Origin of the sequence: Amnibacterium sp. (genome assembly GCF_025463795.1) — a bacterium.
Lineage (GTDB): Bacteria > Actinomycetota > Actinomycetes > Actinomycetales > Microbacteriaceae > Amnibacterium.
The window spans coordinates 1-23,236 of record NZ_JAODBE010000044.1; the positions used below are offsets into that span (position 1 = coordinate 1).

General features: G+C 71.3%; 17 protein-coding genes. 15 read left to right on the forward strand and 2 right to left on the reverse strand.

Translation table 11 applies throughout. From position 1 onward, the window contains the following. From JWQ92_RS03940 to guaB, 6 genes are all read left to right on the forward strand, one after another. Window positions 1–892 (forward strand): branched-chain amino acid ABC transporter permease (locus JWQ92_RS03940; protein WP_297343157.1); only part of this gene is annotated, 892 nt, incomplete at its 5' end. Window positions 893–908: 16 nt separating this feature from the next. Beyond that, window positions 909–1,898 (forward strand): branched-chain amino acid ABC transporter permease, encoded by a 990-nt coding sequence (locus JWQ92_RS03945; RefSeq protein WP_297343158.1) that lies wholly within the window; start codon window positions 909–911, stop codon window positions 1,896–1,898. Between the two features lie 61 nt (window positions 1,899–1,959). After that, entirely contained in the window at window positions 1,960–2,916 is a 957-nt protein-coding gene (locus JWQ92_RS03950) for an ABC transporter ATP-binding protein (protein ID WP_297343186.1), read from the forward strand. Further along, the gene (locus tag JWQ92_RS03955; protein ID WP_297343159.1) at window positions 2,916–3,692 is read left to right on the forward strand and encodes an ABC transporter ATP-binding protein; all 777 of its coding nucleotides are present in this window, start codon (window positions 2,916–2,918) and stop codon (window positions 3,690–3,692) included. Before JWQ92_RS03950 ends, JWQ92_RS03955 begins: the two co-directional genes overlap by 1 nt. Before the next feature lie 94 nt (window positions 3,693–3,786). After that, complete coding sequence (locus JWQ92_RS03960; RefSeq protein WP_297343160.1) at window positions 3,787–5,433, forward strand: APC family permease; 1,647 nt, start codon at window positions 3,787–3,789, stop codon at window positions 5,431–5,433. A 192-nt stretch (window positions 5,434–5,625) separates the two neighbouring features. After that, window positions 5,626–7,125, forward strand: a complete 1,500-nt coding sequence (gene guaB / locus JWQ92_RS03965; protein WP_297343161.1) for an IMP dehydrogenase — start codon at window positions 5,626–5,628, stop codon at window positions 7,123–7,125. 98 nt (window positions 7,126–7,223) lie between these two features. On the opposite strand, the gene JWQ92_RS03970 is transcribed toward guaB, so the two are convergent. Next, entirely contained in the window at window positions 7,224–8,153 is a 930-nt protein-coding gene (locus JWQ92_RS03970) for a hypothetical protein (protein WP_297343162.1), read from the reverse strand. Window positions 8,154–8,432: 279 nt separating this feature from the next. On the opposite strand from JWQ92_RS03970, the gene JWQ92_RS03975 reads away from it, so the two are divergent. The 6 genes from JWQ92_RS03975 (at window position 8,433) to JWQ92_RS04000 (ending at window position 17,910) form a co-directional block, all read left to right on the forward strand. Beyond that, a complete protein-coding gene (locus tag JWQ92_RS03975) occupies window positions 8,433–9,518 on the forward strand; it encodes a LacI family DNA-binding transcriptional regulator (RefSeq protein ID WP_297343163.1) in 1,086 nt (361 codons plus the stop codon). A 104-nt stretch (window positions 9,519–9,622) separates the two neighbouring features. Then, window positions 9,623–10,933, forward strand: a complete 1,311-nt coding sequence (locus tag JWQ92_RS03980) for an ABC transporter substrate-binding protein (RefSeq protein ID WP_297343164.1) — start codon at window positions 9,623–9,625, stop codon at window positions 10,931–10,933. A gap of 16 nt (window positions 10,934–10,949) precedes the next feature. Continuing rightward, complete coding sequence (locus tag JWQ92_RS03985) at window positions 10,950–11,909, forward strand: carbohydrate ABC transporter permease (RefSeq protein ID WP_297343165.1); 960 nt, start codon at window positions 10,950–10,952, stop codon at window positions 11,907–11,909. A 4-nt stretch (window positions 11,910–11,913) separates the two neighbouring features. After that, window positions 11,914–12,849 (forward strand): carbohydrate ABC transporter permease, encoded by a 936-nt coding sequence (locus JWQ92_RS03990; RefSeq protein WP_297343166.1) that lies wholly within the window; start codon window positions 11,914–11,916, stop codon window positions 12,847–12,849. A 79-nt stretch (window positions 12,850–12,928) separates the two neighbouring features. Further along, window positions 12,929–15,028: an alpha-galactosidase gene (locus tag JWQ92_RS03995; protein ID WP_297343167.1), complete on the forward strand. Its 2,100-nt coding sequence runs from the start codon at window positions 12,929–12,931 to the stop codon at window positions 15,026–15,028. A gap of 11 nt (window positions 15,029–15,039) precedes the next feature. Next, window positions 15,040–17,910 carry a glycoside hydrolase family 2 TIM barrel-domain containing protein gene (locus JWQ92_RS04000; protein WP_297343168.1) on the forward strand — a complete coding sequence of 957 codons (2,871 nt, stop codon included), beginning with the start codon at window positions 15,040–15,042 and terminating at the stop codon, window positions 17,908–17,910. Between the two features lie 54 nt (window positions 17,911–17,964). Here JWQ92_RS04000 and JWQ92_RS04005 read toward each other — a convergent pair whose 3' ends face one another. Then, on the reverse strand, window positions 17,965–19,272 hold the full coding sequence (locus JWQ92_RS04005) for a nucleotide disphospho-sugar-binding domain-containing protein (protein WP_297343169.1): 1,308 nt from the start codon (window positions 19,270–19,272) through the stop codon (window positions 17,965–17,967). 162 nt (window positions 19,273–19,434) lie between these two features. Here JWQ92_RS04005 and JWQ92_RS04010 point away from each other — a divergent pair, with 162 nt between their 5' ends. From JWQ92_RS04010 to JWQ92_RS04020, 3 genes are all read left to right on the forward strand, one after another. Next, on the forward strand, window positions 19,435–20,547 hold the full coding sequence (locus JWQ92_RS04010; RefSeq protein WP_297343187.1) for a GuaB3 family IMP dehydrogenase-related protein: 1,113 nt from the start codon (window positions 19,435–19,437) through the stop codon (window positions 20,545–20,547). A 180-nt stretch (window positions 20,548–20,727) separates the two neighbouring features. Next, complete coding sequence (locus tag JWQ92_RS04015; RefSeq protein ID WP_297343188.1) at window positions 20,728–22,386, forward strand: glycerol-3-phosphate dehydrogenase/oxidase; 1,659 nt, start codon at window positions 20,728–20,730, stop codon at window positions 22,384–22,386. A 47-nt stretch (window positions 22,387–22,433) separates the two neighbouring features. After that, window positions 22,434–23,225 carry an SURF1 family cytochrome oxidase biogenesis protein gene (locus JWQ92_RS04020; protein WP_297343170.1) on the forward strand — a complete coding sequence of 264 codons (792 nt, stop codon included), beginning with the start codon at window positions 22,434–22,436 and terminating at the stop codon, window positions 23,223–23,225. Window positions 23,226–23,236 lie beyond the last annotated feature (11 nt).

Consider the following 23,236-nt stretch of genomic DNA (forward strand, 5'->3'; position numbering starts at 1 on the left):
CGCCGGCGGGGGCGGTCTGCTGGCGCAGATCTGGGAGCAGATCGGCACCGGCCTCCTGCTCGGGCTGCTGCTCGCGCTCGCCTCGATCGGCCTGTCCCTGATCTACGGCACCACCGGGCTCAGCAACTTCGCCCACGCGGAGCAGGTCACGCTCGGCGGCCTGCTGGCCTACGAGTTCGCGACCGTGCTGAACTGGCCGTTCCTGCTCGCCTGCGTCGTGACGGTGCTCATCTGCGCCGCGACCGGCTACGTGCAGGACCGGCTGATCTGGGGCCCGCTGCGACGCCGGGGCCTCGGCCTCACGCAGCTCATGGTCGTCACCATCGGCCTGTCGCTGGCGCTCGAGTACCTGTACCAGTTCACCGTCGGCGCCGACGTGTACCAGGTCACGAACCAGATCCAGCTGAACACCGGCCCGCTCGGCATCACACCGAACGCGTACCTTTCCATGGGCATCGCGATCGTCGTGCTCGTCGCGGTCGGCCTCGCCCTGCAGCGCACCCGCGTGGGCCGGGCGACGCGGGCCGTGTCGGACAACCGCGCGCTGGCCGCGGCATCCGGCATCGACGTCGACCGCATCATCCGGCTCGTCTGGACCGTCTCGATGGGCCTCGCGGGTCTCTCCGGCATCCTCTACGCGCTGGTCTACGGCGGCGTCTCCTGGGCGACGGGTCAGGCGCTGCTGCTGCTCATCTTCTCCGCGGTGACGTTGGGCGGTCTGGGCACGGCCTTCGGCGCGCTCGTCGGATCGCTCGTGATCGGGCTCGTCGTGCAGCTGTCGAGCATCGTGCTCTCGAGCGACCTGCGGTACGCGAGCGCGCTGCTCATCCTCATCCTGGTGCTGGTCTTCCGACCCCAGGGCATCCTCGGCCGCCGCGAACGCGTGGGCTGACCGGAAAGGACGGACGATGGACTTCCTGAACCAGCTCTTCGTCGACTTCGGGCAGCAGATCCTGTCGTCGGTGACGGCGGCGTTCGCGATCGCGGCGATCGGCCTGAACATCCACTTCGGCTTCACCGGCCTGCTGAACATCGGCCAGGCCGGGTTCATGCTGCTCGGCGCATACGGATTCGCCATCACGGTGGAGGCCGGGGGCGGCTTCTGGGTCGGCATCCTCGTCGCGCTCGTCGTCGCCGTGCTCTTCGCCCTGCTGCTCGGCATCCCGACCCTGAAGCTGCGAGGCGACTACCTCGCGATCGTGACCGTCGCCGCTGCGGAGATCGTGCGCATCGTCGGCGGCAACCAGGGCCTCGCGCCGATCACGGGCGGTGCCGCCGGCATCCTCGGCAGCGTGTACCAGCCGTCGTTCACGGCGCTGTCGCCGTTCCCGCAGAACGGCAGCTTCCAGGTCGGGCCCTACAACTACCCGCTCACCCAGGGCGACAGCTGGTTCCTCCGCATCGTCTGCTGGGTGGTGCTGATCCTCGTCTGCATCCTCGTGCTGCTGCTCACCCGCAGCCCCTGGGGTCGGGCGCTCCGCGGCATCCGTGAGGACGAGGACGCCGTGCGCAGCCTCGGCAAGAACGTCTACGCGTACAAGATCCAGGCCCTCGTGCTCGGCGGGGTGCTCGGCGCGATCGGCGGCGTGCTCTACGTGATGTCGGCGTCGGTGCAGCCCGACTCCCTCGGCCGCACGACGACGTTCCTGCTGTACACCTGCCTGCTGCTCGGCGGTGCCGCCACAGTTCTCGGGCCGGTGCTCGGCTCGTTCCTGTACTTCATGGTGATCATCGGGCTGAACGACTTCGTGAGCGCCTTCGTGCCGTCCTCGATCATGAACGAGCAGCAGATCCCGCAGTTCGGGTGGATCGTGGTCGGGGTGGGGCTGATGCTGCTCGTGATCTTCCGGCCGCAGGGCATCCTGGGCAACAAGAAGGAGCTGACCTTCGGTGACTGAACCCGCCCCGGCTGTCGCAGCCGACGACTACGACTACGACCGGAAGCGGCTTCGCGCCAAGCTGGCGACGGTGTCGCAGGAGCCGGGCAGCGCCAAGCCCCAGCCGATCCTGTCCGTCGACCACATCGTTCGGCGGTTCGGCGGCGTGACCGCCTGCGACGTGGACCACCTCGAGGTGCAGCGCGGCGCCATCACGGCGCTCATCGGACCGAACGGGGCCGGCAAGACCACCTTCTTCAACCTCATCACCGGGTTCGACCGGCCCAGCTCGGCGAAGCCGCGATTCGCGTCGAGCGGTGGCGAGCACGCGGAGTGGCGGTTCCAGGACAGGACGCTCACCGCTACCAGCGCGTTCCGTGTCGCGCGGGCCGGCATGGTGCGGACCTTCCAGCTCACCAAGGCGCTGTCGCGCATGACGGTGATGGACAACATGCTGCTGGGCGCCCAGGACCAGCCGGGGGAGCGGTTCCTCTCCGCGCTCGTCCGCCCCACCTGGACGAAGCGCGAGCAGGAGATCCGCGGCAAGGCGGAGGAGATCCTGTCCCGCTTCACTCTCGACGAGAAGAAGGACGACTACGCGGGAAGCCTCTCCGGCGGCCAGCGCAAGCTGCTGGAGATGGCGCGGGCGCTGATGAGCGACCCGGCGATGATCATGCTGGACGAGCCGATGGCCGGCGTGAACCCGGCCCTGACGCAGTCACTGCTCGGCCACATCGAGTCGCTGCGCGACAACGGCACGACGGTGCTGTTCGTCGAGCACGACATGCACATGGTGCGGCACATCTCCGACTGGGTCGTCGTGATGGCGGAGGGACGCATCGTCGCGGAGGGGCCGCCCACGACGGTGATGCGGCACCAGGCCGTCGTCGACGCCTATCTCGGGTCGCACCACGACCAGGATCTCGGCGACGACGCCGTGCTCGAGGAGGACTTCGGCGCGGCCGTCGCGGCTGAGGAGGCCGAGCGGGCGGAGGAGCCCGAGGCGACGGACGCCGCACCGACGGAGGGGGTCCGCTGATGGTGGTCTACACGGGATCGGCCGCGCCGGTCGTCGACGCCCAGCACCTCACCGCGGGCTACCTGCCGGGCATCAACATCCTGAACGACTGCAGCCTCACCGCCTACCCGGGCGAGCTGATCGGCATCATCGGCCCGAACGGCGCGGGCAAGTCGACGCTGCTGAAGGCGCTGTTCGGGCTCGTGCCGGTGCGCCGGGGCACCGTGCTGCTGAACGGCGAGGACATCACGAACAGCAAGGCGAACAAGCTCGTGCAGGCCGGCGTCGGGTTCGTGCCGCAGACGAACAACGTGTTCCCGTCGCTCACCATCGAGGAGAACCTGCAGATGGGGCTCTTCCTGCGGCCGAGGAAGCTGAGCGAGCGGCTCGAGGCGATCTACGACCTCTTCCCGGTGCTCGCCCAGCGGCGGACCCAGCGTGCGGGGGGCCTGTCGGGCGGCGAGCGGCAGTCGGTCGCCATGGCGCGGGCGCTCATGATGGAGCCGGCGGTGCTGCTGCTCGACGAGCCCTCCGCCGGGCTGTCGCCCGTACGGCAGGACGAGACGTTCATCCGCACCCGCAAGATCAACCGCACCGGGGTGACCGTGATCATGGTCGAGCAGAACGCGCGACGGTGCCTGCAGATCTGCGACCGCGGCTACGTGCTCGACCAGGGCCGCAACTCGTACACGGGCACCGGCCACGAGCTCGCGGACGACCCGAAGGTGATCGAGCTGTACCTCGGCACCCTCGCGGAGGACGTCGAGGAGCTCGTCGAGGAGGATCTGCCCGCCTGACCGGGGTCGGGGGCGACGCGCCGGTATCCGCTTGACAAGCGGCCCGACTCCGCTGGACGTTGGTCGACGATCGTCCAGAGAAGGGTGGACTCCAATGACCGCAACTCGCAGCACCGCGGTCCCGGACACGGGACTCAAGCGGAACATCGGGTTCATCGGGCTGATGTGGGCCTCCGCCGGCTCCATCATCGGGTCCGGGTGGCTCTACGGCGCGGACAAGGGCATCATCCAGGCCGGTCCTGCGGCGATCTTCTCCTGGATCATCGGCGGCGGCGCGATCCTCGTACTGGCACTCGTGCACGCCGAGCTCGGGGGCATGTACCCGATCGCGGGCGGCACGGCCCGTTTCCCGCACCTGGCCTTCGGCGGCGTCGCCGGTGCCTCGTTCGGCTGGTTCTCGTGGTTGCAGGCCGTCACGGTCTCGCCGATCGAGGTGAGCGCGATGATCGGCTACCTGTCGAGCTACGTGCCGTTCGCGAAGGGGTGGCTGGATGCGAAGAGCGGCGTGCTGACCGGACCGGGCCTCGTCGCCGCGGTCGTGATCATGCTCGTGTTCGTCGCGATCAACTTCCTGTCCATCCGAGCGCTCGCGAACACGAACAGCGCCGCCACGTGGTGGAAGATCGGCGTGCCGGTGTTCGCGATCCTCGTGCTCGCGCTCTTCAGCTTCCACGGCAGCAACTTCGGCGGCGGCGACGGGTTCGCGCCGCAGGGACTGAAGGGCGTCCTCGCGGCCATGCCGAACGCGGGCATCATCTTCGCGCTGCTCGGCTTCGAGCAGGCGGACCAGCTCGCGGGAGAGAGCTCGAACCCGCGCCGCGACATCCCGCGGGCTGTCATCGGCTCCGTCATCATCGGCCTCGTGATCTACCTGGCCCTTCAGGTCGTCTTCATCGCCGCGATCCCGCTCGACAAGATGTCGGGCAGCTGGGTGCACATCGGCACGCAGTTCCTGACGGGGCCGTTCGCGCTCGTCGCCACCGCGGCGGGGCTCGGATGGCTCGCCGCGATCCTCTACATCGACGCGGTCATCTCGCCGGGGGGCACCGGCCTCATCTACTTCACGGCGACGTCGCGGGTCTCGTACGGGCTCAGCAAGAACGGCTACTTCCCCCGCCTCTTCGAAGCCACGACGAAGCGCGGCGTGCCCTGGTTCGGGCTGATCGTCGCGTGGGTGTTCGGCTGCATCTGCTTCCTGCCGTTCCCGAGCTGGCAGTCGCTCGTCGGCCTGATCACGAGCGCATCCGTGCTGATGTACGCAGGCGCGCCGCTCGCCTTCGGCGCCTTCCGCAAGCGCCTGCCCGACGTCGAGCGGCCCTACCGCCTGCCGGGCGGCGCGGTCCTCGCGCCTGTCGCGTTCATCGTCGCGAACCTGATCATCCTGTGGACGGGATGGACGACCGACTGGCAGCTCGGCGTCGCGATCATCATCGGCTACGTCGTCATCGTGCTGAACCGCGTGCTCAAGCTGAACTCGACGCCCATCCACCTCGACTGGAAGGCTGCGCAGTGGCTGCCGGTCTACCTGATCGGGCTCGGCCTCATCGTCCTGTTCAGTGACTGGGGCCCGCTGCCGCACCCGCCGATCACGTTCGGCTGGGACATCCTCGTCGTCGCCGTCTTCAGCCTGATCATCTACTACTGGGCGATCAACGTGGCGGTCTCGCGCGAGGAGATCGAGGCGATCACCGAGGAGACGGCGGTGCGGATGGAGGAGGACGGGCTCCTCAGCGAGGCCTGAGCACGGCCGATCCGCTCGCGCGCCCGGCGACGCGGCCGTGTCCTCCGGCGCTCCTCCGGTCGAGCCGGCCCGGGGACGTCACGACGCGGCCGGGACCCGTCGGCGGGTCGTCGCTCGGGCCGACGCGCTGCGCAGCGCCAATAGCATTGGCGACGGGGAAGATCCCCGGCCGGTGCGGGGTTGAGGAGAGCTATGGCTGACGATCCGTTCGGGTTCCTTGGACTGACGTACGACGACGTGATGCTGCTGCCGGGGCACACCGACGTCATCCCGAGCGAGGCGGACACCTCGACCAGGCTCACCCGCCGCATCCGGGTCGCCGCGCCGCTGCTGTCCTCGGCGATGGACACCGTGACGGAGTCGCGGATGGCGGTCGCGATGGCGCGGCAGGGCGGCCTCGGGGTCATCCACCGCAACCTGTCCCTCGAGGACCAGGCGTCGCAGGTCGACCGGGTCAAGCGATCCGAGTCCGGCATGATCACGCACCCCGTCACGACGACGGCGGACGCCACCATCGCCGAGGTCGACCGGCTCTGCGCCCAGTTCCGGGTGAGCGGCCTCCCCGTCGTCGACGCCGACGGGCTGCTCGTCGGCATCGTGACCAATCGCGACATCCGCTTCGTCTCCCCGTTCGAGAAGGAGACGACGCGCGTCGCCGACGTGATGACGAAGCAGCCGCTCGTCACCGGCAAGGAGGGCATCGCCCCCGACGACGCGATCGGCCTGCTCGCGCAGCACCGCATCGAGAAGCTGCCGCTCGTCGACGAGCGCGGCCGGCTCACCGGGCTGATCACCGTCAAGGACTTCACGAAGAGCGAGCGGTACCCGAACGCCACGAAGGACGACGCCGGACGACTCCGCGTCGGCGCGGCGATCGGCTTCTTCGGCGACGCGTGGGACCGCGCCATGACCCTCGTCGACGCGGGCGTCGACGTGATCGTCGTCGACACCGCCAACGGTGACAGCGCCGGCGTGCTCGACATGGTCCGGCGGCTGAAGGCCGAGCCGCGTGCCGCCCACGTGGACGTGATCGGCGGCAACGTCGCGACCCGCAGCGGAGCGCAGGCCCTGATCGACGCCGGTGCCGACGCGGTCAAGGTGGGCGTCGGGCCGGGCTCGATCTGCACGACGCGGGTCGTCGCCGGGGTCGGCGTGCCGCAGGTCACCGCCGTGTACGAGGCGTCTCTCGCGGCGCGCGAGGTCGGCGTTCCCGTCATCGCCGACGGCGGCCTGCAGTACTCGGGCGACATCGCGAAGGCGCTCGTCGCCGGCGCGGACTCCGTCATGCTCGGCTCGCTGCTCGCTGGCACCGACGAGAGCCCCGGCGACCTCGTCTACGTCAACGGCAAGCAGTTCAAGACGTATCGGGGCATGGGCTCCCTCGCCGCGCTGCAGACACGCGGCAAGAAGACCTCGTACTCGCGCGACCGGTACTTCCAGGCCGATGTGGCGAGCGACGAGCAGCTCATCGCCGAGGGCATCGAGGGCCAGGTGCCCTACCGAGGACCGGTGAGCAGCGTGATCTACCAGCTGCTCGGCGGCCTGCGGCAGTCGATGTTCTACGTCGGTGGCCGCACGGTGCCCGAGCTCAAGGAGCGCGGCCGATTCGTGCGCATCACCGCGGCCGGCCTGAAGGAGTCCCACCCGCACGACGTGCAGATGGTCGTCGAGGCGCCGAACTACCGCCGCTGAGCCGCACCTCCCCGTCCTCGTCGCCCGCCCGGCGACGGGCCGTTTCGGGCAGAACGGGCGTCCGATGACGCCCGCACGCGTCCGAAGTGGCCCATCGGTCACGCCGAGCGCGGCAGGCCGGCATCGAGCAGGATCGGCCCGAGCCGCTCAGGGATGAGGTCGGGCCAGAGCCACCTGACGACCCGGGGGCCGGTCGCCCGGAGGCGGTCCTCGCGGCGCTTCTCGTCCGTCACGACCTGCGCCGGCGTGCGCCCGCGCAGCAGCGCGTCGGACCGGTACTTCGCGAGGCCGTCGAATTCCCCGATCAGCAGCCATCTCCGCCAGTAGAAGTCGGTCAGGCCGATGAGGCCCGTCCGATCGCTGAACCGCGTCTGCAGCTCGGGTGCAGGGAACCCCATCTCCCGGAAGAGGGCCCTGCTGACCGATTCGCCCGGGGAGCCCGAGCGGGCGTCGCCGAACGCGATCGCCGCGACTGCCCGCTTGAGCGCCCCCGCCCAGTGGATCGTCATGGCGAGCCGGCTCATCCCCTCGCGATCGATGCCCCGTGCGAGCGCCCAGTCGACCGCGACGACGCCTTCGCGGAAGGGGAGGGAGGCGGCGAGGTCGACGACCGTGCGTAGCACCGACGTCACTCGCATCCCCTCCAGATCCACCACCTCGATCTCCAGGTCCCGTGAGGCACGACGATGGAAGCCGCCCTCCCGGCGCGTTCCGTTCGTCGGCGAGCAGAGGACCTCCACGTCGACGGGTGCAGGGCCGACCATCGGCACGCCCCAGAGGGCGGCGGCGCTGCCGTGACTGACGGTCAAGGCGGGCGCCGCGTCGACGGCGGCGGCCACCGTGAGCCTGTGGCGCTCGATCGGCTGCAGGTTGTGCCAGCGCGAGGCCGCGACGAACACCCCTCGCCGGACTCGCACCAGCTCGCCGCGCTCGACCGCCCGACGGAAGGTGCGGTCGTGGGAGGTGGACCGGTTCCCCGCGCCCACGCGCACGAGCTCGAACCGCCCTGGAATGGGGGTGGATGTCATGGCCGACACCATGGCGAGATGCGGGGACGGTGTGGAGTCGGCGTGAGGGGACGGTGGACAACCGGGAGCGGGCACGGGCTGTGGAGGAGTGGACGTCGCGCCGGCGGGCGGATTCGGGCGTGGATGGGCGTCATCGGACGCCCGGAACGCCCGAAGTGACCCGTCGCCGGGACCGGTGGGCAGACGGGGCCCGCGGCGGGGCGGGCGTCGCGGGCCGGCGGTCGCGGCGATAGCATCGCGACCGGCGGCGGCCCGAGCGCGCCGGGATGCGAGGCGGCATTGGACGAGCGGGATCGCCGGGGCCGTGCGCCCTCGATCCGCGATGTCGCCGAGGCGGCCGGGGTGTCGTACCAAACGGTCTCGAGGGTGCTGAACGACCACCCGAAGGTGCACCCCGACACCGCGGCCCGCGTGCAGGCCGCGATCGTCGAGCTCGGGTACCGGCCGAACCGCGCTGCGCGGGCGCTCGTCACGAAGCGCACCCGCACCCTCGGCGTGCTCATCACGGCCCGCCCGCTCTACGGTCCGTTCAGCTCGTTCCTCGCGATCGAGCAGGCCGCGCGCGAACGGGGGTACGCGGTGACCGCCACCCCGAACGCGTCGGACGAGGTCGCCGACATCGCGCGGGCCATCGACTCGCTGCTCATGCACGGCGTCGAGGGGATCGTCGCGATCGCACCGCAGGACCGGGCCCGCGACGCGATCCACAAGATCGGCGCCCGCGTGCCCGTGCTCACCCTGCAGGGCGCGCCGGACGAGGTCGACGGCTTCCCGATCGACCAGCGCGGCGGCGCTCGGCTCGCCACCCGTCACCTCGTCGAGCTCGGCCACCGGCGCATCCTGCACATCCCGGGTCCGCCCGGCTGGGCGGAGGCCGAGGAGCGGCGCCGCGGCTACCTCGAGGAGATGGCGGCGCACAACCTGGTGCCGCTGCTCGCCGAGCCGGGGGACTGGACCCCAGAGGCCGGCTACGTGAGCGGCCGCAGCGCCTTCCGCCGGTGGGACGTCACCGCCGTGTTCACCGCGAACGACGAGATGGCGGTGGGGCTGCTCGCCGCGGCGGTCGAGGCCGGGCTCCGCGTGCCCGACGACCTCAGCGTCGTCGGCTTCGACGACATCCCCTCCGCGCGCTACCTCGCCCCGCCGCTCACGACCATCGAGCAGGACTTCTGGGAGATCGGGCGCCGCGCCATCGACGCGCTCATCGACGAGATCGAGCACGGCGTGGCGCTGCCCCGGACGCCGCCCCTGCCCTGGCGGCTCGTCGTGCGCTCGAGCACGGCCGAGGTCACGAATCGAGTGCGGCTCGCCGCAGGCGTTGACGCGGACGGGGCCGTCCGTCGTAGTATTCGACCGCCGGTGTGAACGTTTCGCACCCGCAGGCGTCCGCAGAGGTGATCCCGCCGCTCCCAGCGAAGGAAGCGGTCCGGACCGCGCGGCGACAGAGCGATACACACGAAGGAGTGGGCATGGCAGACACGAGCTCGGGGCGGTTCATCATGGATCGCCGAAGCATCGTCAAGGGACTCGGCCTCGGTGCCGTCGGTCTCATGAGCGCACCGGTCCTCGCCGCGTGCAGCACCGGCGGATCGGGCGGCGGCAGCTCGAGCGGCGGTGGCGGCGGCAGCGTGACGTTCGGCTCCAACGCATCGGACCCGGTCCCGAAGAAGGCCTACGCCGCCTTCGTGACGGCCTTCCAGAAGAAGTCGAAGGACACCGTCAAGGTCAACACGAGCGACCACAACAGCTTCCAGGACAAGATCAGCAACTACCTGCAGGGCTCCCCCGACGACGCCTTCACCTGGTTCGCCGGCTACCGGATGCGCTACTACGCCAAGAAGGGCCTCGTCGCGGACATCAGCGACGTGTGGAGCAAGATCGGCAGCAACTTCTCCGACGGGCTCAAGAAGGCCTCGACGGGCGACGACGGCAAGCAGTACTTCGTGCCGAACTACAACTACCCCTGGGGCTTCTTCTACCGGAAGTCGTTCTGGCAGCAGAACGGCTGGGCGGTCCCCGGCACCTTCGACGAGCTGGTGACGCTCGCCAAGAAGATGAAGGCGAAGGGCATCATCCCGATCGCCTTCACCGACAAGGACCAGTGGCCGGCGTGCGGCACGTTCGACTACCTGAACATGCGCATCAACGGCTACCAGTTCCACGTCGACCTGTGCGCGCACAAGGAGGGCTGGGACACGCCCAAGGTCCAGGAGGTCTTCACCACCTGGAAAGAGCTGCTGCCGTACTACGACCCGAGCGCCGCGGGCCTCACCTGGCAGGAGGGCGCCACCAAGCTCGGCAAGAAGCAGGCGGGCATGATGCTGCTCGGCTCGTTCATCACCCAGCAGTTCACCGACGCCGCCGTGCTGAACGACATCGACTTCTTCCCGTTCCCCTCCGTCAAGGTCGAGGGCACGGATGCGGTCGAGGCCCCGATCGACGGCCTGATGCTGTCGAAGAAGGGCGGCCAGAACCAGGCGGCGAAGGACATGCTGGCGTTCATGGGTTCCGGTGCGGGCCAGGAGGCGTACTACGCCGTCGACAAGTCGAACATCATGACGGCGAAGGACGCGGACACGTCCGGGTACAGCGCCTTCACCAAGAAGCTGTCCGATGTCATCGCCGGTGCGAAGAACATCAGCCAGTTCTTCGACCGCGACGCCCTTCCCGCCATGGCGAGCAACGTGCTCGAGCCCGCGATGCTGAACTTCATCAAGGGCGGGGCCGTCAACCTGAAGAACATCGAGTCGCAGGCCAAGACGCTGTACGCGCAGCAGTAGGCCCGGACGTCCCACCATGTCCGCTCCGCTCGTCGCACTCGGCGACACCGAGGCCGGGTCGGGGGTTCGTCCCCCGGCCCGGCGTCGGCGCCTGCGCCAGCTCACGACCCGCGATCGCGTCGTCCTCGGCGTGATGATCGCGATCCCGACGCTCATCCAGGCGGTGTTCGTCTGGATCCCGACCCTGGCATCGATCGGCCTGTCGTTCGCCAAGTGGGACGGCCTCGCGCTGTCGTCGATCCAGGGCAACGGCATCACGAACTACCGGTTCGTGTTCGCCGAGTCGCCGCAGTTCTGGCCCGCCGTGCTGCACAACGTCGCGTGGCTCGCGTTCCTCGCGGTGATCGGTACCCCGCTCGGGTTGCTGCTCGCGGTGCTGCTCGATCAGAAGATCCGCGGCACCCGCATCTACCAGACGATCTTCTTCATGCCGGTGATGCTCTCGCTGGCGCTCATCGGGATCATCTGGGAGCTCGTCTACTCCCAGGACAACGGCCTGCTCAACTACCTGCTCGGCACCTCGGGCACGTCGCGCGCGGTCGACTGGTTCGGCAACTCGAGCGTGAACCTCTGGGCGGCGCTCGTCGCGGCCACCTGGCGGCACGCCGGCTACATCATGATCCTGTACCTGGCGGGACTGAAGGGCGTGGATCCGTCCCTGCGTGAGGCGGCGTCGCTCGACGGGGCCGGCGCCCGGCAGACCTTCTTCCGCGTCGTCTTCCCGGCGATGGCGCCGACGAACGTGATCATCGTCGTGATCACCGTGATCGAGTCGCTGCGCGCGTTCGACATCGTCTACGTCATCAATCACGGCACGAACGGCCTGGAGCTGCTCTCCGTGCTCGTGGTGCAGTACCTCGTCGGCGAGACGCAGGTCATCGGCATCGGATCCGCGTTCGCGGTGGTGCTGCTCGTGATCTCGCTGGTGCCGATCGTGCTCTACCTGTCTCGCACGTTCAGCACGAAGGAGCGGTGAGCCCATGACCAGCACCACCTCTACCGCCACCGCCGCGCGGCCGAAGGACGGCGTCCGGGACTCCGCGGTCGCCCGCTCGCGCTCGAAGCGCGGCGGGAACTTCTGGGCGACCTACCTGTTCCTCACGGTGATGGCGGTCATCTGGCTGATCCCGCTCCTGTGGGCCGTGTACACATCGCTGCGGCCGAAGGCCGACACCGACAAGTACGGCTACTTCAGCATCGCCGGGCACTTCGACCTCGGGAACTACCTGCAGGCGTGGACCCAGGGCGGGTTCCTCAACTACTTCGGGAACTCGGTGCTCATCACCATCCCGACGGTGATCCTCACCCTGCTGTTCGCCTCGATGATGGCGTTCGCGGTGAGCCGCTTCTCGTGGCGGTTCAACGTGACGCTGCTCATCATGTTCACGGCCGGCAACCTGCTGCCCCCGCAGGTGCTGGCGACGCCGCTGTTCGAGATGTTCAAGCTCGTGCAGCTGCCGTACTGGCTGTCGGACTCGGGCACGATGCTGAACCAGCTGTTCAGCGTCGTGGCGGCGAACACCGCGTTCCAGATCGGCTTCTGCACGTTCGTGCTGTCGAACTACATGAAGGCGATCCCGATCGAGCTCTCCGAGGCGGCGCGGGTCGACGGCGCGGGTGTCTGGACGCAGTACTGGGGAATCATCATGCCGCTGACGCGCCCGGCACTCGCCGCGCTCGGCACGCTCGAGGTCATCTTCATCTACAACGACTACTTCTGGCCGCTGATCCTCATCCAGTCCGGCAACCGCCTGCCGATCACGACGGCGATCAACAACCTGCAGGGCGAGTTCCTCTCGAACTACAACCTGCTCGCGGCGGGGGCGGTCATCACGGTGATCCCCACGCTGGTCATCTATCTGGCGCTGCAGCGCCAGTTCATCGCGGGGCTCACACTGGGCGCCAACAAGGGGTGACCGAGGATGGTGCGGCGGGGGACCGGACGGTGCCCCGCCGCAGCCGTGTCCGCGCGCAACCGCATCCGGGAGGAACCCCATGCCCGCACTGCACCGCATCACCGGCGGCGGCGTCGCACTGCTCGTCGACACGACCGGGGACGACCCGGTCGTCGTCCACTGGGGGGCGGATCCCGGCGCCGGCGAGGTCGACCCGGCGCTGCTGACGCCCGCCGTCGCGCACTCGATGTTCGACGAGCCGATCCGGCCGAGCCTCCTGCCGCAGCTCGCCCGCGGCTGGCGCGGCCGCCCGGCGCTGCGGGGGAGCCGGTCGGGCCGCGACTTCTCGCCGCGCCTCGTGCTCACGGGCAGCGACGGCGACGGGGCGACCATGACCCTCCGGCTCGCGGATCCGGAAGCGGGGCTCGAAGCCCACCTCACCCTCGCGCTCGCCCCGTCCGGGCTGCTCCTCGTCGACTCGACGGTGCGCAACACCGGCGACTCGCCGTACTCGCTCCAGCAGGCGGACGTCGTGCTGCCGGTGCCGGCGCAGGCGTCGGAGTCCCTCGACACGACCGGTCGGTGGATCCGCGAGAAGCATCCGCAGCGCCGGCCCATCCAGCAGGGCACCTGGGTGCGCAGCGGCCGGCACGGCCGCACCGGGCACGACGCCCCCGTCGTCATCGCCGCCGGGACCGCGGGCTTCGGCTGGCGTCACGGCGAGGTGTGGGCGCTGCACCTCGGCTGGAGCGGCGACCACGAGTCCTACGTCGAGCGCACCGCGGGCGGTGACACGGTGCTCGGCGCGGGCGAGCTGCTGAAGCCGGGCGAGGTCCTGCTCGCGCCCGGGGAGGAGTACCGCGCCCCGACCGTCTACGCCGCGTACTCGGCGGCCGGCCTCGACGGCGTCAGCGCCCGGTTCCACGACTGGATGCGGGCCAGGCCGTCCCATCCGTCGACGCCGCGTCCGGTCGTGCTGAACACGTGGGAGGCGGTGTACTTCGCCCACGACCTCGACACCCTGAAGGAGCTCGCCGACACCGCGGCCGCCGTCGGCGTCGAACGGTTCGTGCTCGACGACGGGTGGTTCAAGGGCCGCCGCCACGACCGCGCCGGGCTCGGCGACTGGCTCGTCGACGAGACGGTCTGGCCCGGCGGGCTCACGCCGCTGATCGATCACGTGAAGGGTCTCGGCATGCAGTTCGGCCTCTGGGTCGAGCCGGAGATGATCAACGAGGACTCCGACCTCGCCCGGGAGCACCCGGACTGGATCTCGAAGCCCGGGCGCCGCATGCCCGTCGAGTGGCGGCACCAGCAGGTCGTCGACCTCGCGAACCCCGAAGCGTGGCAGCACATCCTCGACGCGCTCGACGCGATCCTCACCGAGAACGCGATCGACTACCTGAAGTGGGACGAGAACCGCGACCAGCTCGAGCTCGGGCACGACGGGGCGGCCTCGACCCATGCGCAGACCCTCGCCGTCTACCGCCTCCTCGACGAGCTGCGCCGGCGGCATCCGCAGGTGGAGATCGAGAGCTGCTCATCGGGGGGCGCGCGCGTCGACCTCGGGATCCTCGCCCGCACCGACCGGCTCTGGGCGTCGGACACGAACGACGCCCTGGAGCGGCAGACGATCCAGCGGTGGACGGAGCTGCTCGTGCCGCCGGAGCTCGTCGGCGCCCACGTGGGCCCGACCGAGTCACACAGCACCGGCCGGGTGCACGACCTCGGCTTCCGCGCGATCACGGCGATGTTCGGGCACTTCGGCATCGAGTGGGACATCCGCCAGGCGTCGGACGACGACCGCGACCGGCTGGCCGCGGCGATCGTGGTCTACAAGGCGCAGCGCGACCTGATCGCGTCGGGCCGGATGGTGCGCTCGGACTCTCCCGACCCCGCCGTGCAGGTCACCGGTGTGGTCGCGCAGGACGGTTCCCGGGCCCTCTTCTCGATCGCCGCGCTCGCCACCAGCGCGAACGAGGTGCCGCTGCCGGTGCGGTTCGACGGCCTGGACCCCGAGCGCGCCTATCGCGTGGTGCTTGCGCTGCCACCCGGCCCGCACGCGTTCAACCAGCGGGCCGGTGTGGCCTGGACCGGCGCCTCGCCGGTCGTGCCGGGCGGCGTCCTCACCGAGCTCGGCCTGCCGTTGCCGGTCCTGAACCCGGAGCAGGCGCTCCTCGTGACCCTCACCGCCGTATGACCGGAGGAACCGTGCCTGAGACCACCGAGATCGTCGAGACCACCGAGATCGTCGGGACCGGAGCCCTCCCGCCGCGCGCCCGCTTCACGACCGACGCCCCCGTGCGCTCCCTGAACGGATCGTGGCGGTTCCTGCTGTCGCCGTCCGTCGCCGAGGCCCCGACCGGGATCGAGGACGTGGGCTTCGACGACAGCGAGTGGGGCTCGATCGCGGTGCCGTCGAGCTGGCCGATGGCCGGCCACGGCGCGCCCGCCTACACGAACACCGTCTTCCCCTTCCCGGTGGACCCACCGCATCCCCCGGACGAGAACCCGGTCGGGGACTTCCGCCGCCGCTTCGAGTGGGACGGCGGCCCGGCCGTGCTGCGCCTCGACGGCGTCGACAACGCCGGCGAGGTGTGGCTGAACGGGACGCGCCTCGGGACGACCCGCGGCAGCCGGCTCGTGCACGAGTTCGACGCGACGGATGCGCTCGTCGCCGGCGAGAACCTGCTGGTGCTGCGCGTCACGCAGTGGTCGGCGACGAGCTACCTCGAGGACCAGGACATGTGGTGGCTGCCCGGGGTGTTCCGGGACGTCACGCTGCAGGCCGCGCCCGCCGGCGGCATCCTCGACGTCGTCGTGCACGCCGCCTGGGCCGACGGCGCCGGACTGCTCCGCATCGAGGCCGTCACCCGCGACGGTGCGGCGGCCACCGTGTCGGTGCCCTCGCTCGGCCTGGACGGGCTGCCCGTCGGATCGGAGCACCGGCTCGACGGCGTCCCGCCGTGGACGGCCGAGACCCCCGGCCTCCTCGACGTCGTCGTGCGCACGTCCGCCGAGACCGCGACCCTGCGGGTCGGCTTCCGCACGATCACGATCGAGGACGCGCAGCTCAAGGTGAACGGCCGGCGGATCCGCTTCCGCGGCGTGAACCGGCACGAGCACCATCCCGACCTCGGCCGCGTGATCCCGGCGGAGGTCGTGCGGCGCGAGCTGCTGCTCATGAAGCAGCACAACGTGAACGCGATCCGCACCTCCCACTACCCGCCGCATCCCGACCTGCCCGGCCTCGCCGACGAGCTCGGCTTCTACCTGATCGACGAGTGCGACCTCGAGACCCACGGCTTCGTGCACGTCGGCTGGCGCGGGAACCCGAGCGACGACGCCGACTGGGAGCCGGCCTACCTGGACCGGATGCGGCGCACCGTCTCGCGCGACCGCAACCATCCGAGCGTGATCCTCTGGTCGCTCGGCAACGAGGCCGGCACGGGCCGGAACCTCGAGGCGTCCGCGCGGCTCGCCCACGAGCTCGACCCCTCGCGGCCGGTGCACTACGAGGGTGACTGGTCGAGCCGGTACGTCGACGTCTACTCGCGGATGTACGCGCATCAGGACGAGGTCGACGCGATCGGGCGTCAGGCCGAGGAGCCCCTGCCGGATCCGGCGGCCGACGCCCATCGGCGAGCGCTCCCGTTCCTGCAGTGCGAGTACATCCACGCCATGGGGAACGGACCGGGCGGGATCGACGAGTACGAGGCGAGCTTCCGTCGCCACCCCCGCACCCAGGGCGGATTCGTGTGGGAGTGGCTCGAGCACGGCATCCGCCGCACGACGCCCGACGGCCGCACCTGGTTCGCCTACGGCGGCGACTTCGGCGAGCCGCTGCACGACGGCAACTTCGTGGCCGACGGGCTGGTGGACGCCGACCGCAGGCCGCGCCCCGGCCTCGCCGACGTGAAGAAGGCTTACGAACCCGTGTTCCTCACGGTGACGGACGACCGATCGGCGGTGCGGATCGAGAACGCGTTCGACTTCCGCGGGCTCGACGGCCTCGCCCTCGAGTGGTCGGTGGACGACGGTGCCCGCCGCACGCTGCCGCTGCCCGAGGTGGCCCCGCACACGACCGCCGAGGTGGCGCTTCCGGCCGACGCCGCCGGCGGCGGGGTGCTCACCGTGCGGCTGCTGCTCGGCGAGGCGACCGCCTGGGCGGATGCCGGCCACGAGGTCTCGTGGGCGCAGACCGGCGCGCTCCCCGTGGAGCCTGCTCCGGAGCCGCGCGCCGCGCCCGAGGTGGACGGGCGTCGGCTGACGCTCGGTCCGGCCGAGTTCGACGCGGTCACGGGACGCCTCGCCGCCATCGGCGGCGTGGCGGTGCCCGGGCCGGAGCTCGCGCTCTGGCGCGCACCGACCGACAACGACCGCGGCGTCGCCAAGGAGCGCGAGGGCCTGCTCTCCGACGCCGACGGCTGGCACCGGGAGGGCCTGCACCGGCTGCGTCGCCGCGTCGTCTCCGTGACGCCGACGGACGCCGGCCTCGAGGTGGTCACCCGGGTCGGCCCCGCTGCGACGGACGCGCACGTGGTCGTCACCGAGCGCTGGACCTCGGACGGGCAGGCCGTCGGCCTCGACGTCGCGGTGGAGCCGCAGGGGGAATGGCCGTTCGGCTGGGCCCGGGTGGGCCTCGAGTTCGCGCTGCCGTTCCGGCCCGAGGGGATCGCGTGGGACGGGTACGGGCCCGCGCAGCGCTATCCGGACACGGGCGGCTCGCAGCGCCTGGGGCGCTGGTCGGTCGCGGACGTGGTCGACCTGCACACCGACTACGTGCGGCCGCAGGAGAACGGCTCGCGGGCCGGCTGCACGCGGCTGGACGTCGGAGCAGCCGGCGCGGGCTTCACCGTCACCGGTGAGGGATTCCGCTTCACGGCCAGCCCGTGGACCTCCGCGGAGCTGGCGGCCGCCACGCATCCGACCGAGCTCCCCGACCCCGGGGACCGCTGCCGCCTCGTGATCGATCTCGCCGAGCACGGGATCGGCACGGCCTCGTGCGGCCCCGGCGTGCTGCCCGCCTATCGCCTGGACGCCCGCACGGTGACGGGGAGGATCACGATCCGGCCCCGCTGACCGGGCCCCTGCACGGACGCACGGTGGGCCTCCGGGCCTCCGCGGTCGGGTGCCCTAGCGGCAGGGCAGGTCGGCGGGCGCATGGTTCTCGGCGATCAGCTCGTCGACGAGCGCGAGCAGGTCGCGCACCGGATCCGTCGCGGCGATCGCCGAGGCGATGCGGGTGGCCGCCCGCCGTCGCTCCGGATCCGCCAGCACGGCGGTGACGGCCTCCCGGATCGCCTCCGGCTGCGGCCGCTGCTGCTTCAGGTTGATGCCGACGCCCGCCCAGGCCACGCGGGCGTTCACCTCGACCTTGTCCTCCGTCGTGCCGGACACGACGAGCGGGACGCCCCAGCGCAGCGCGTGCTGGACGGTGCCGTAGCCGCCGTTCGTCACGACCACGCTCGACGCCGCGAGCAGGTGCTCGTAGGGCAGGAACCGCTCGACGCGGGCGTTCGGCGGGAGCGGCCCGCCGTAGGCGGCCGCCACGGTCTCGGGCTCCGGGCCGCCGGTCGTCGCGACGACGCGCACCGGGACGTCGGCGAGCGCGCGGATCGTCGGCACGATCAGCTCGGTCGGATCCGCGTTCGCGTAGGTGCCCTGGGTCACGTGGACGATCGGGGTGCGGTCGCCATAGTCCCACCACGACGGGAGCTCGCCCATCGGCGGCGGGGGGAGGGGACCGACGAAGCGCACCTTCGGCGAGAGGTCGCGGTGCGGGAACTCGAACTGCGGCACCGTCGTCTGCGCGAACGCGTCGGGGCTCAGCGCGATGTCGAACAGCGAGCCGCGCACCCTCGCACCGGTGAGCCGCCGCACCTCGTCCGCGAAGCGGCGGCGCAGGTTCCCGAGCACGGCGAGATCCGTTCCCGCCCGCAGCAGCCCGTTCCGGATGGTGTTCAGCGGCTCGTCGATCGGCGCGAGGCCCAGCCCGAACGGCGGGGTGTCACGGCTGGAGAACGGCAGCGGGAAGAAGCCGATCGACAGCACCGCCGGACGCTGCCCGCGCGGCAGCAGGCCGATGATCGACGAGCCGACGAACAGGGGCTCGCTGATGATCGCGTCGATGCCGAGGGACGCGCTGAGGCTGAGCACCGTGCGGTGGTCCACCTCGATCGGATCGAGGAACAGGGCCTCCAGCAGCCGTGCTATCTCGCGCACCCCGCTGCGGTTGCGGGCCGGTCGGACAGCCGCGGGCGGCGCGACGTCGTCGTACGGGAGCCGCGCGAAGCGCGCGCCCACCGCTTCGACGCGCGGCGCGAACTCCGAGCCGGTGAGGACCGTGACCTCGTCGCCCCGCGCGACGAGCGCCCGCGCGATCTGCAGCAGCGGCAGGACGAACCCCGCCTGCCGTGCGCTCGTGATCAGGATGCGGGCCACCTGCCCACTCTCCCCATCCCGACGCGCCATGCGGCCGCGCCGCGCCGCAGCGCGTGGTCACCGGGCGTCCGGCGGACTCCCAGCGCGCCGGGTCGGCGTGGCGCTCCGGCGCTGCGACGCCCCGGCCGCCATCGCCGCCGTCGCTAGGCTCGCCGCGTGAGCATGGACTTCGAGATCGGGCGCGCGAAGCGCGGCCGCCGTGTGTACGCGTTCGACGACATCGCCGTCGTGCCGTCGCGGCGCACCCGCGATCCCGAGGACGTGTCCATCGCCTGGACCATCGACGCCTACCACTTCGCCGTGCCGTTCCTGTCGGCGCCGATGGACTCCGTCACGTCCCCCGCCACCGCGATCGCCATCGGGCGCGCGGGAGGCCTCGGCGTGCTCGGCCTCGAGGGTGTCTGGACCCGGTACGAGGATCCTGAGCCGGTGCTCGCCGAGATCCGCGAGCTGCCCGCCGAAGCCGCGACCGCCCGCATGCAGGAGCTGTACCGCGCCCCGATCCGGGCGGACCTCATCACGGCCCGGATCGCCGAGATCCGGGCGGCCGGTGTGCCCGTCGCCGCGGCGCTCTCGCCGCAGCGCACCCGGGAGTTCTCGGACACCGTCCTGGAGGCGGGTGTCGACCTGTTCGTGATCCGCGGCACGACCGTCTCCGCCGAGCACGTCTCGAAGGCGAGCGCGCCCCTCGACCTCAAGCGGTTCATCTACGAGCTCGACGTGCCCGTCATCGTGGGCGGGGCCGCCACCTACACGGCCGCCCTCCACCTCATGCGCACCGGTGCGGCCGGGGTGCTGGTCGGATTCGGCGGGGGCGCCGCCTCGACCACCCGCGCCGCGCTCGGCATCCACGCCCCGATGGCCACCGCCGTCGCCGACGTGGCCGGCGCACGGCGCGACTACCTCGACGAGTCCGGCGGCCGCTACGTCCACGTCATCGCGGACGGCGGTCTGGGCAACTCCGGCGACATCGTGAAGGCCGTCGCCATGGGGGCGGATGCGGTGATGCTCGGGACGACCCTCGCGCGCGCCACCGAGGCACCCGGCGGCGGTTGGCACTGGGGCCTCGAGGCGCACCACGACCAGCTGCCGCGCGGCCGCCGGGTGTGGGTCGGCCAGGCCGGCACGCTCGAGGAGGTGCTGTTCGGCCCGGCACGCGTGCCGGACGGCACGGTGAACCTCGCCGGGGCGCTGCGCCGCGCGATGGCCACCACCGGCTACTCCGATCTCAAGGAGTTCCAGCGCATCGACGTGGTCGTCGCGCCCTACGGCTGACCCGGCCCCGCCCGCTGGACGGGCTGGAGGAGGCGCCAGGGTGCGCGAGTAGAGTCCGCAACCGGAAGGGACGATTCCTCGATGACGACGATTCCGGCACCAGCGGAGCACGCCCGCACGACGATCCCGACCGGGGCCGACGGCCTCGGCCCTGACCAGCGCGAGGCCGCAATCGCCGCGATGCGCGACCACGAGCTCGACATCCTCGTGGTCGGCGGCGGGATCGTCGGCGTGGGCTCGGCCCTCGACGCCGTGACCCGCGGACTCTCGGTCGGCCTCGTCGAGGCCCGGGACTGGTCGGCCGGCACCTCGAGCCGGTCCTCGAAGCTCGTGCACGGCGGCATCCGCTACCTCGAGCAGCTGAACTTCACCCTCGTGCGGGAGGCGCTCATCGAGCGCGGGCTGCTGCTCCAGCGCATCGCGCCGCATCTCGTGAAGCCCGTGCGCTTCCTCTTCCCGCTCACCCACCACATCTGGGAGCGGGCCTACATCGGTGCCGGCATGGCCGTGTACGACGCCTTCAGCTGGACCGGTGGACGGCCTCCGGGCGTACCCCACCACCGGCACCTCACCCGGCGTCAGCTCTACCAGGCGATCCCGTCCCTGAAGAAGGGCGTGATGGTCGGCGGCCTCACCTACTACGACGCCCAGGTCGACGACGCCCGCTACGGGGCCTCGGTCGCCCGGACCGCCGCCCGGTACGGGGCCCACGTCGCCACCCGCGTGCGCGTGGACGGCTTCCTCAAGGTCGGCGAGCGGGTCGTCGGAGTGCACGCGCACGACCTCGAGACCGGTGAGCGGTTCGACATCAGGGCGAAGCAGGTCGTCAACGCGACCGGGGTCTGGACGGACGACACGCAGGCCCTCGTCGGCGAGCGCGGCCAGTTCCATGTCCGCGCGAGCAAGGGCGTGCACCTCGTCGTGCCGCGCGACCGCATCCAGTCGACGCTCGGGATGATCCTCCGCACCGAGAAGAGCGTGCTCTTCGTGATCCCCTGGGGCCGGCACTGGATCCTCGGCACGACCGACACCGACTGGCACCTCGACAAGGCGCACCCCGCCGCGACCGCGGTCGACATCGACTACATCCTCGAGCACATCAACCGCGTGCTCGCGGTGCCGCTCACCCGGGACGACGTCGAGGGGGTCTACGCCGGGCTGCGGCCGCTGCTCGCCGGCGAGAGCGAGCAGACCAGCCAGCTGTCCCGCGAGCACATCGTCGCCCACTCGGTGCCGGGCCTCGTCGTGATCGCCGGCGGCAAGTGGACCACGTATCGCGTCATGGCGAAGGACGCGATCGACGCCGCCGTGGCGGCGCTCGACGGGCGGATCCCGAAGTCGGTCACCGAGAACATCGCTCTCGTCGGCGCCGAGGGCTACGAGGCCGCGTGGAACCAGCGCGCCGCCATGGCCGCCCGGCACAAGCTGCACCCGGCGCGGATCGAGCACCTGCTCAACCGGTTCGGCACGCTCACCGAGGAGGTGCTCGCCCTCGTGGACGAGCGGCCCGAGCTCGGGGCGCCGGTGCCCGGGGCCGACGACTACCTGCAGGCCGAGATCGTCTACGCCACGACGCGCGAGGGGGCGCTGCACCTCGACGACGTGCTCGCCCGGCGCACACGGATCTCGATCGAGGCGTGGGACCGCGGGGTGTCCGCGGCGCCGGTCGCCGCCCGGCTCATGGCCGAGGTTCTCGGCTGGGACGAGGAGCACGAGCGGCTCGAGGTGGAGACCTACCTCGAGCGGGTGCGTGCCGAGCGCGAGAGCCAGACGATGCCGGACGACGAGTCGGCGGACCGCGTGCGACTCGAGGCGCCGGAGATCGTGCAGGCGGTGTGACCGGAGGCGTTCCCGCGGATCCGGCTCGCCGCACCCTCCGGCAGGAGATGCTGCGGCCCCGGTCCCTGGGCTACCTGCTGCTCGCGCTGCTGGTCGCGGCCGTCTTCGCGGCGCTCGGGCAGTGGCAGCTCGGTCGCGCCGTGCAGGCGGGCACGGTGATCGTGCGGCCGACGGAGACCGTGAAGGCGCTCGCCGCGGTCGCGCGTCCGCAGTCGCAGCAGACGGACGCGTCGGTCGGGCAGCTCGTGACCACGAGGGGCTCCTGGGTGGCCGGGGACTTCCTCGTGGTCGGCGATCGCCTGAACCGGGGCGACCGCGGGTTCTGGGTCGTCGGTCACGCGATCGTCGACGAGCCTGCGCGCACCAGCCTCGCGGTGGGTCTCGGCTGGGCGAAGGACCGCGCCTCGGCCGACCGCGTGGCCGCAGCGCTGAACATCCATCCGGCGGGCGACGGGACCATCACGGGGCGCTACATCGACAGCGATCCCGCCGAGCCGTCGGTCTCCGGCTCGCCGACCGTCCTGTCGGCGGTGTCGACGGCGCGACTCATCAACCTCTGGAGCAGCCCGCAGATCCCGGTCTACGAAGGCGTGCTCACGCTGCGCTCCGCGCCCGCCGGGCTGACGGCCATCTACTCGCCGCGTCCCGAGGAGCAGGTCGAGCTGAACTTCCTCAACCTGTTCTACGCCGCCGAGTGGGCGCTCTTCGCGCTCGCGGCCTTCTACGTCTGGTACCGCCTGGTGCGTGACCGGTGGGAGCTGGACACCGCGGATCCGGAGGATGCCCGGGAGCTGCACGCCGAGGCGGGGGCGCCCGGCGGGGGCGCGGGACGCGCGTAGCATCGTTCCCC

Coding starts and splice junctions, on each gene's coding strand:
- JWQ92_RS03945 (WP_297343158.1), top strand. CDS start 909: ATGGACTTCCTGAACCAGCTCTTCGTCGACTTCGGGCAGCAGATCCTG.
- JWQ92_RS03955 (WP_297343159.1), top strand. CDS start 2,916: ATGGTGGTCTACACGGGATCGGCCGCGCCGGTCGTCGACGCCCAGCAC.
- JWQ92_RS03960 (WP_297343160.1), top strand. CDS start 3,787: ATGACCGCAACTCGCAGCACCGCGGTCCCGGACACGGGACTCAAGCGG.
- guaB (WP_297343161.1), top strand. CDS start 5,626: ATGGCTGACGATCCGTTCGGGTTCCTTGGACTGACGTACGACGACGTG.
- JWQ92_RS03970 (WP_297343162.1), bottom strand. CDS start 8,153: ATGACATCCACCCCCATTCCAGGGCGGTTCGAGCTCGTGCGCGTGGGC.
- JWQ92_RS03980 (WP_297343164.1), top strand. CDS start 9,623: ATGGCAGACACGAGCTCGGGGCGGTTCATCATGGATCGCCGAAGCATC.
- JWQ92_RS03985 (WP_297343165.1), top strand. CDS start 10,950: ATGTCCGCTCCGCTCGTCGCACTCGGCGACACCGAGGCCGGGTCGGGG.
- JWQ92_RS03990 (WP_297343166.1), top strand. CDS start 11,914: ATGACCAGCACCACCTCTACCGCCACCGCCGCGCGGCCGAAGGACGGC.
- JWQ92_RS03995 (WP_297343167.1), top strand. CDS start 12,929: ATGCCCGCACTGCACCGCATCACCGGCGGCGGCGTCGCACTGCTCGTC.
- JWQ92_RS04010 (WP_297343187.1), top strand. CDS start 19,435: ATGGACTTCGAGATCGGGCGCGCGAAGCGCGGCCGCCGTGTGTACGCG.
- JWQ92_RS04015 (WP_297343188.1), top strand. CDS start 20,728: ATGCGCGACCACGAGCTCGACATCCTCGTGGTCGGCGGCGGGATCGTC.
- JWQ92_RS04020 (WP_297343170.1), top strand. CDS start 22,434: ATGCTGCGGCCCCGGTCCCTGGGCTACCTGCTGCTCGCGCTGCTGGTC.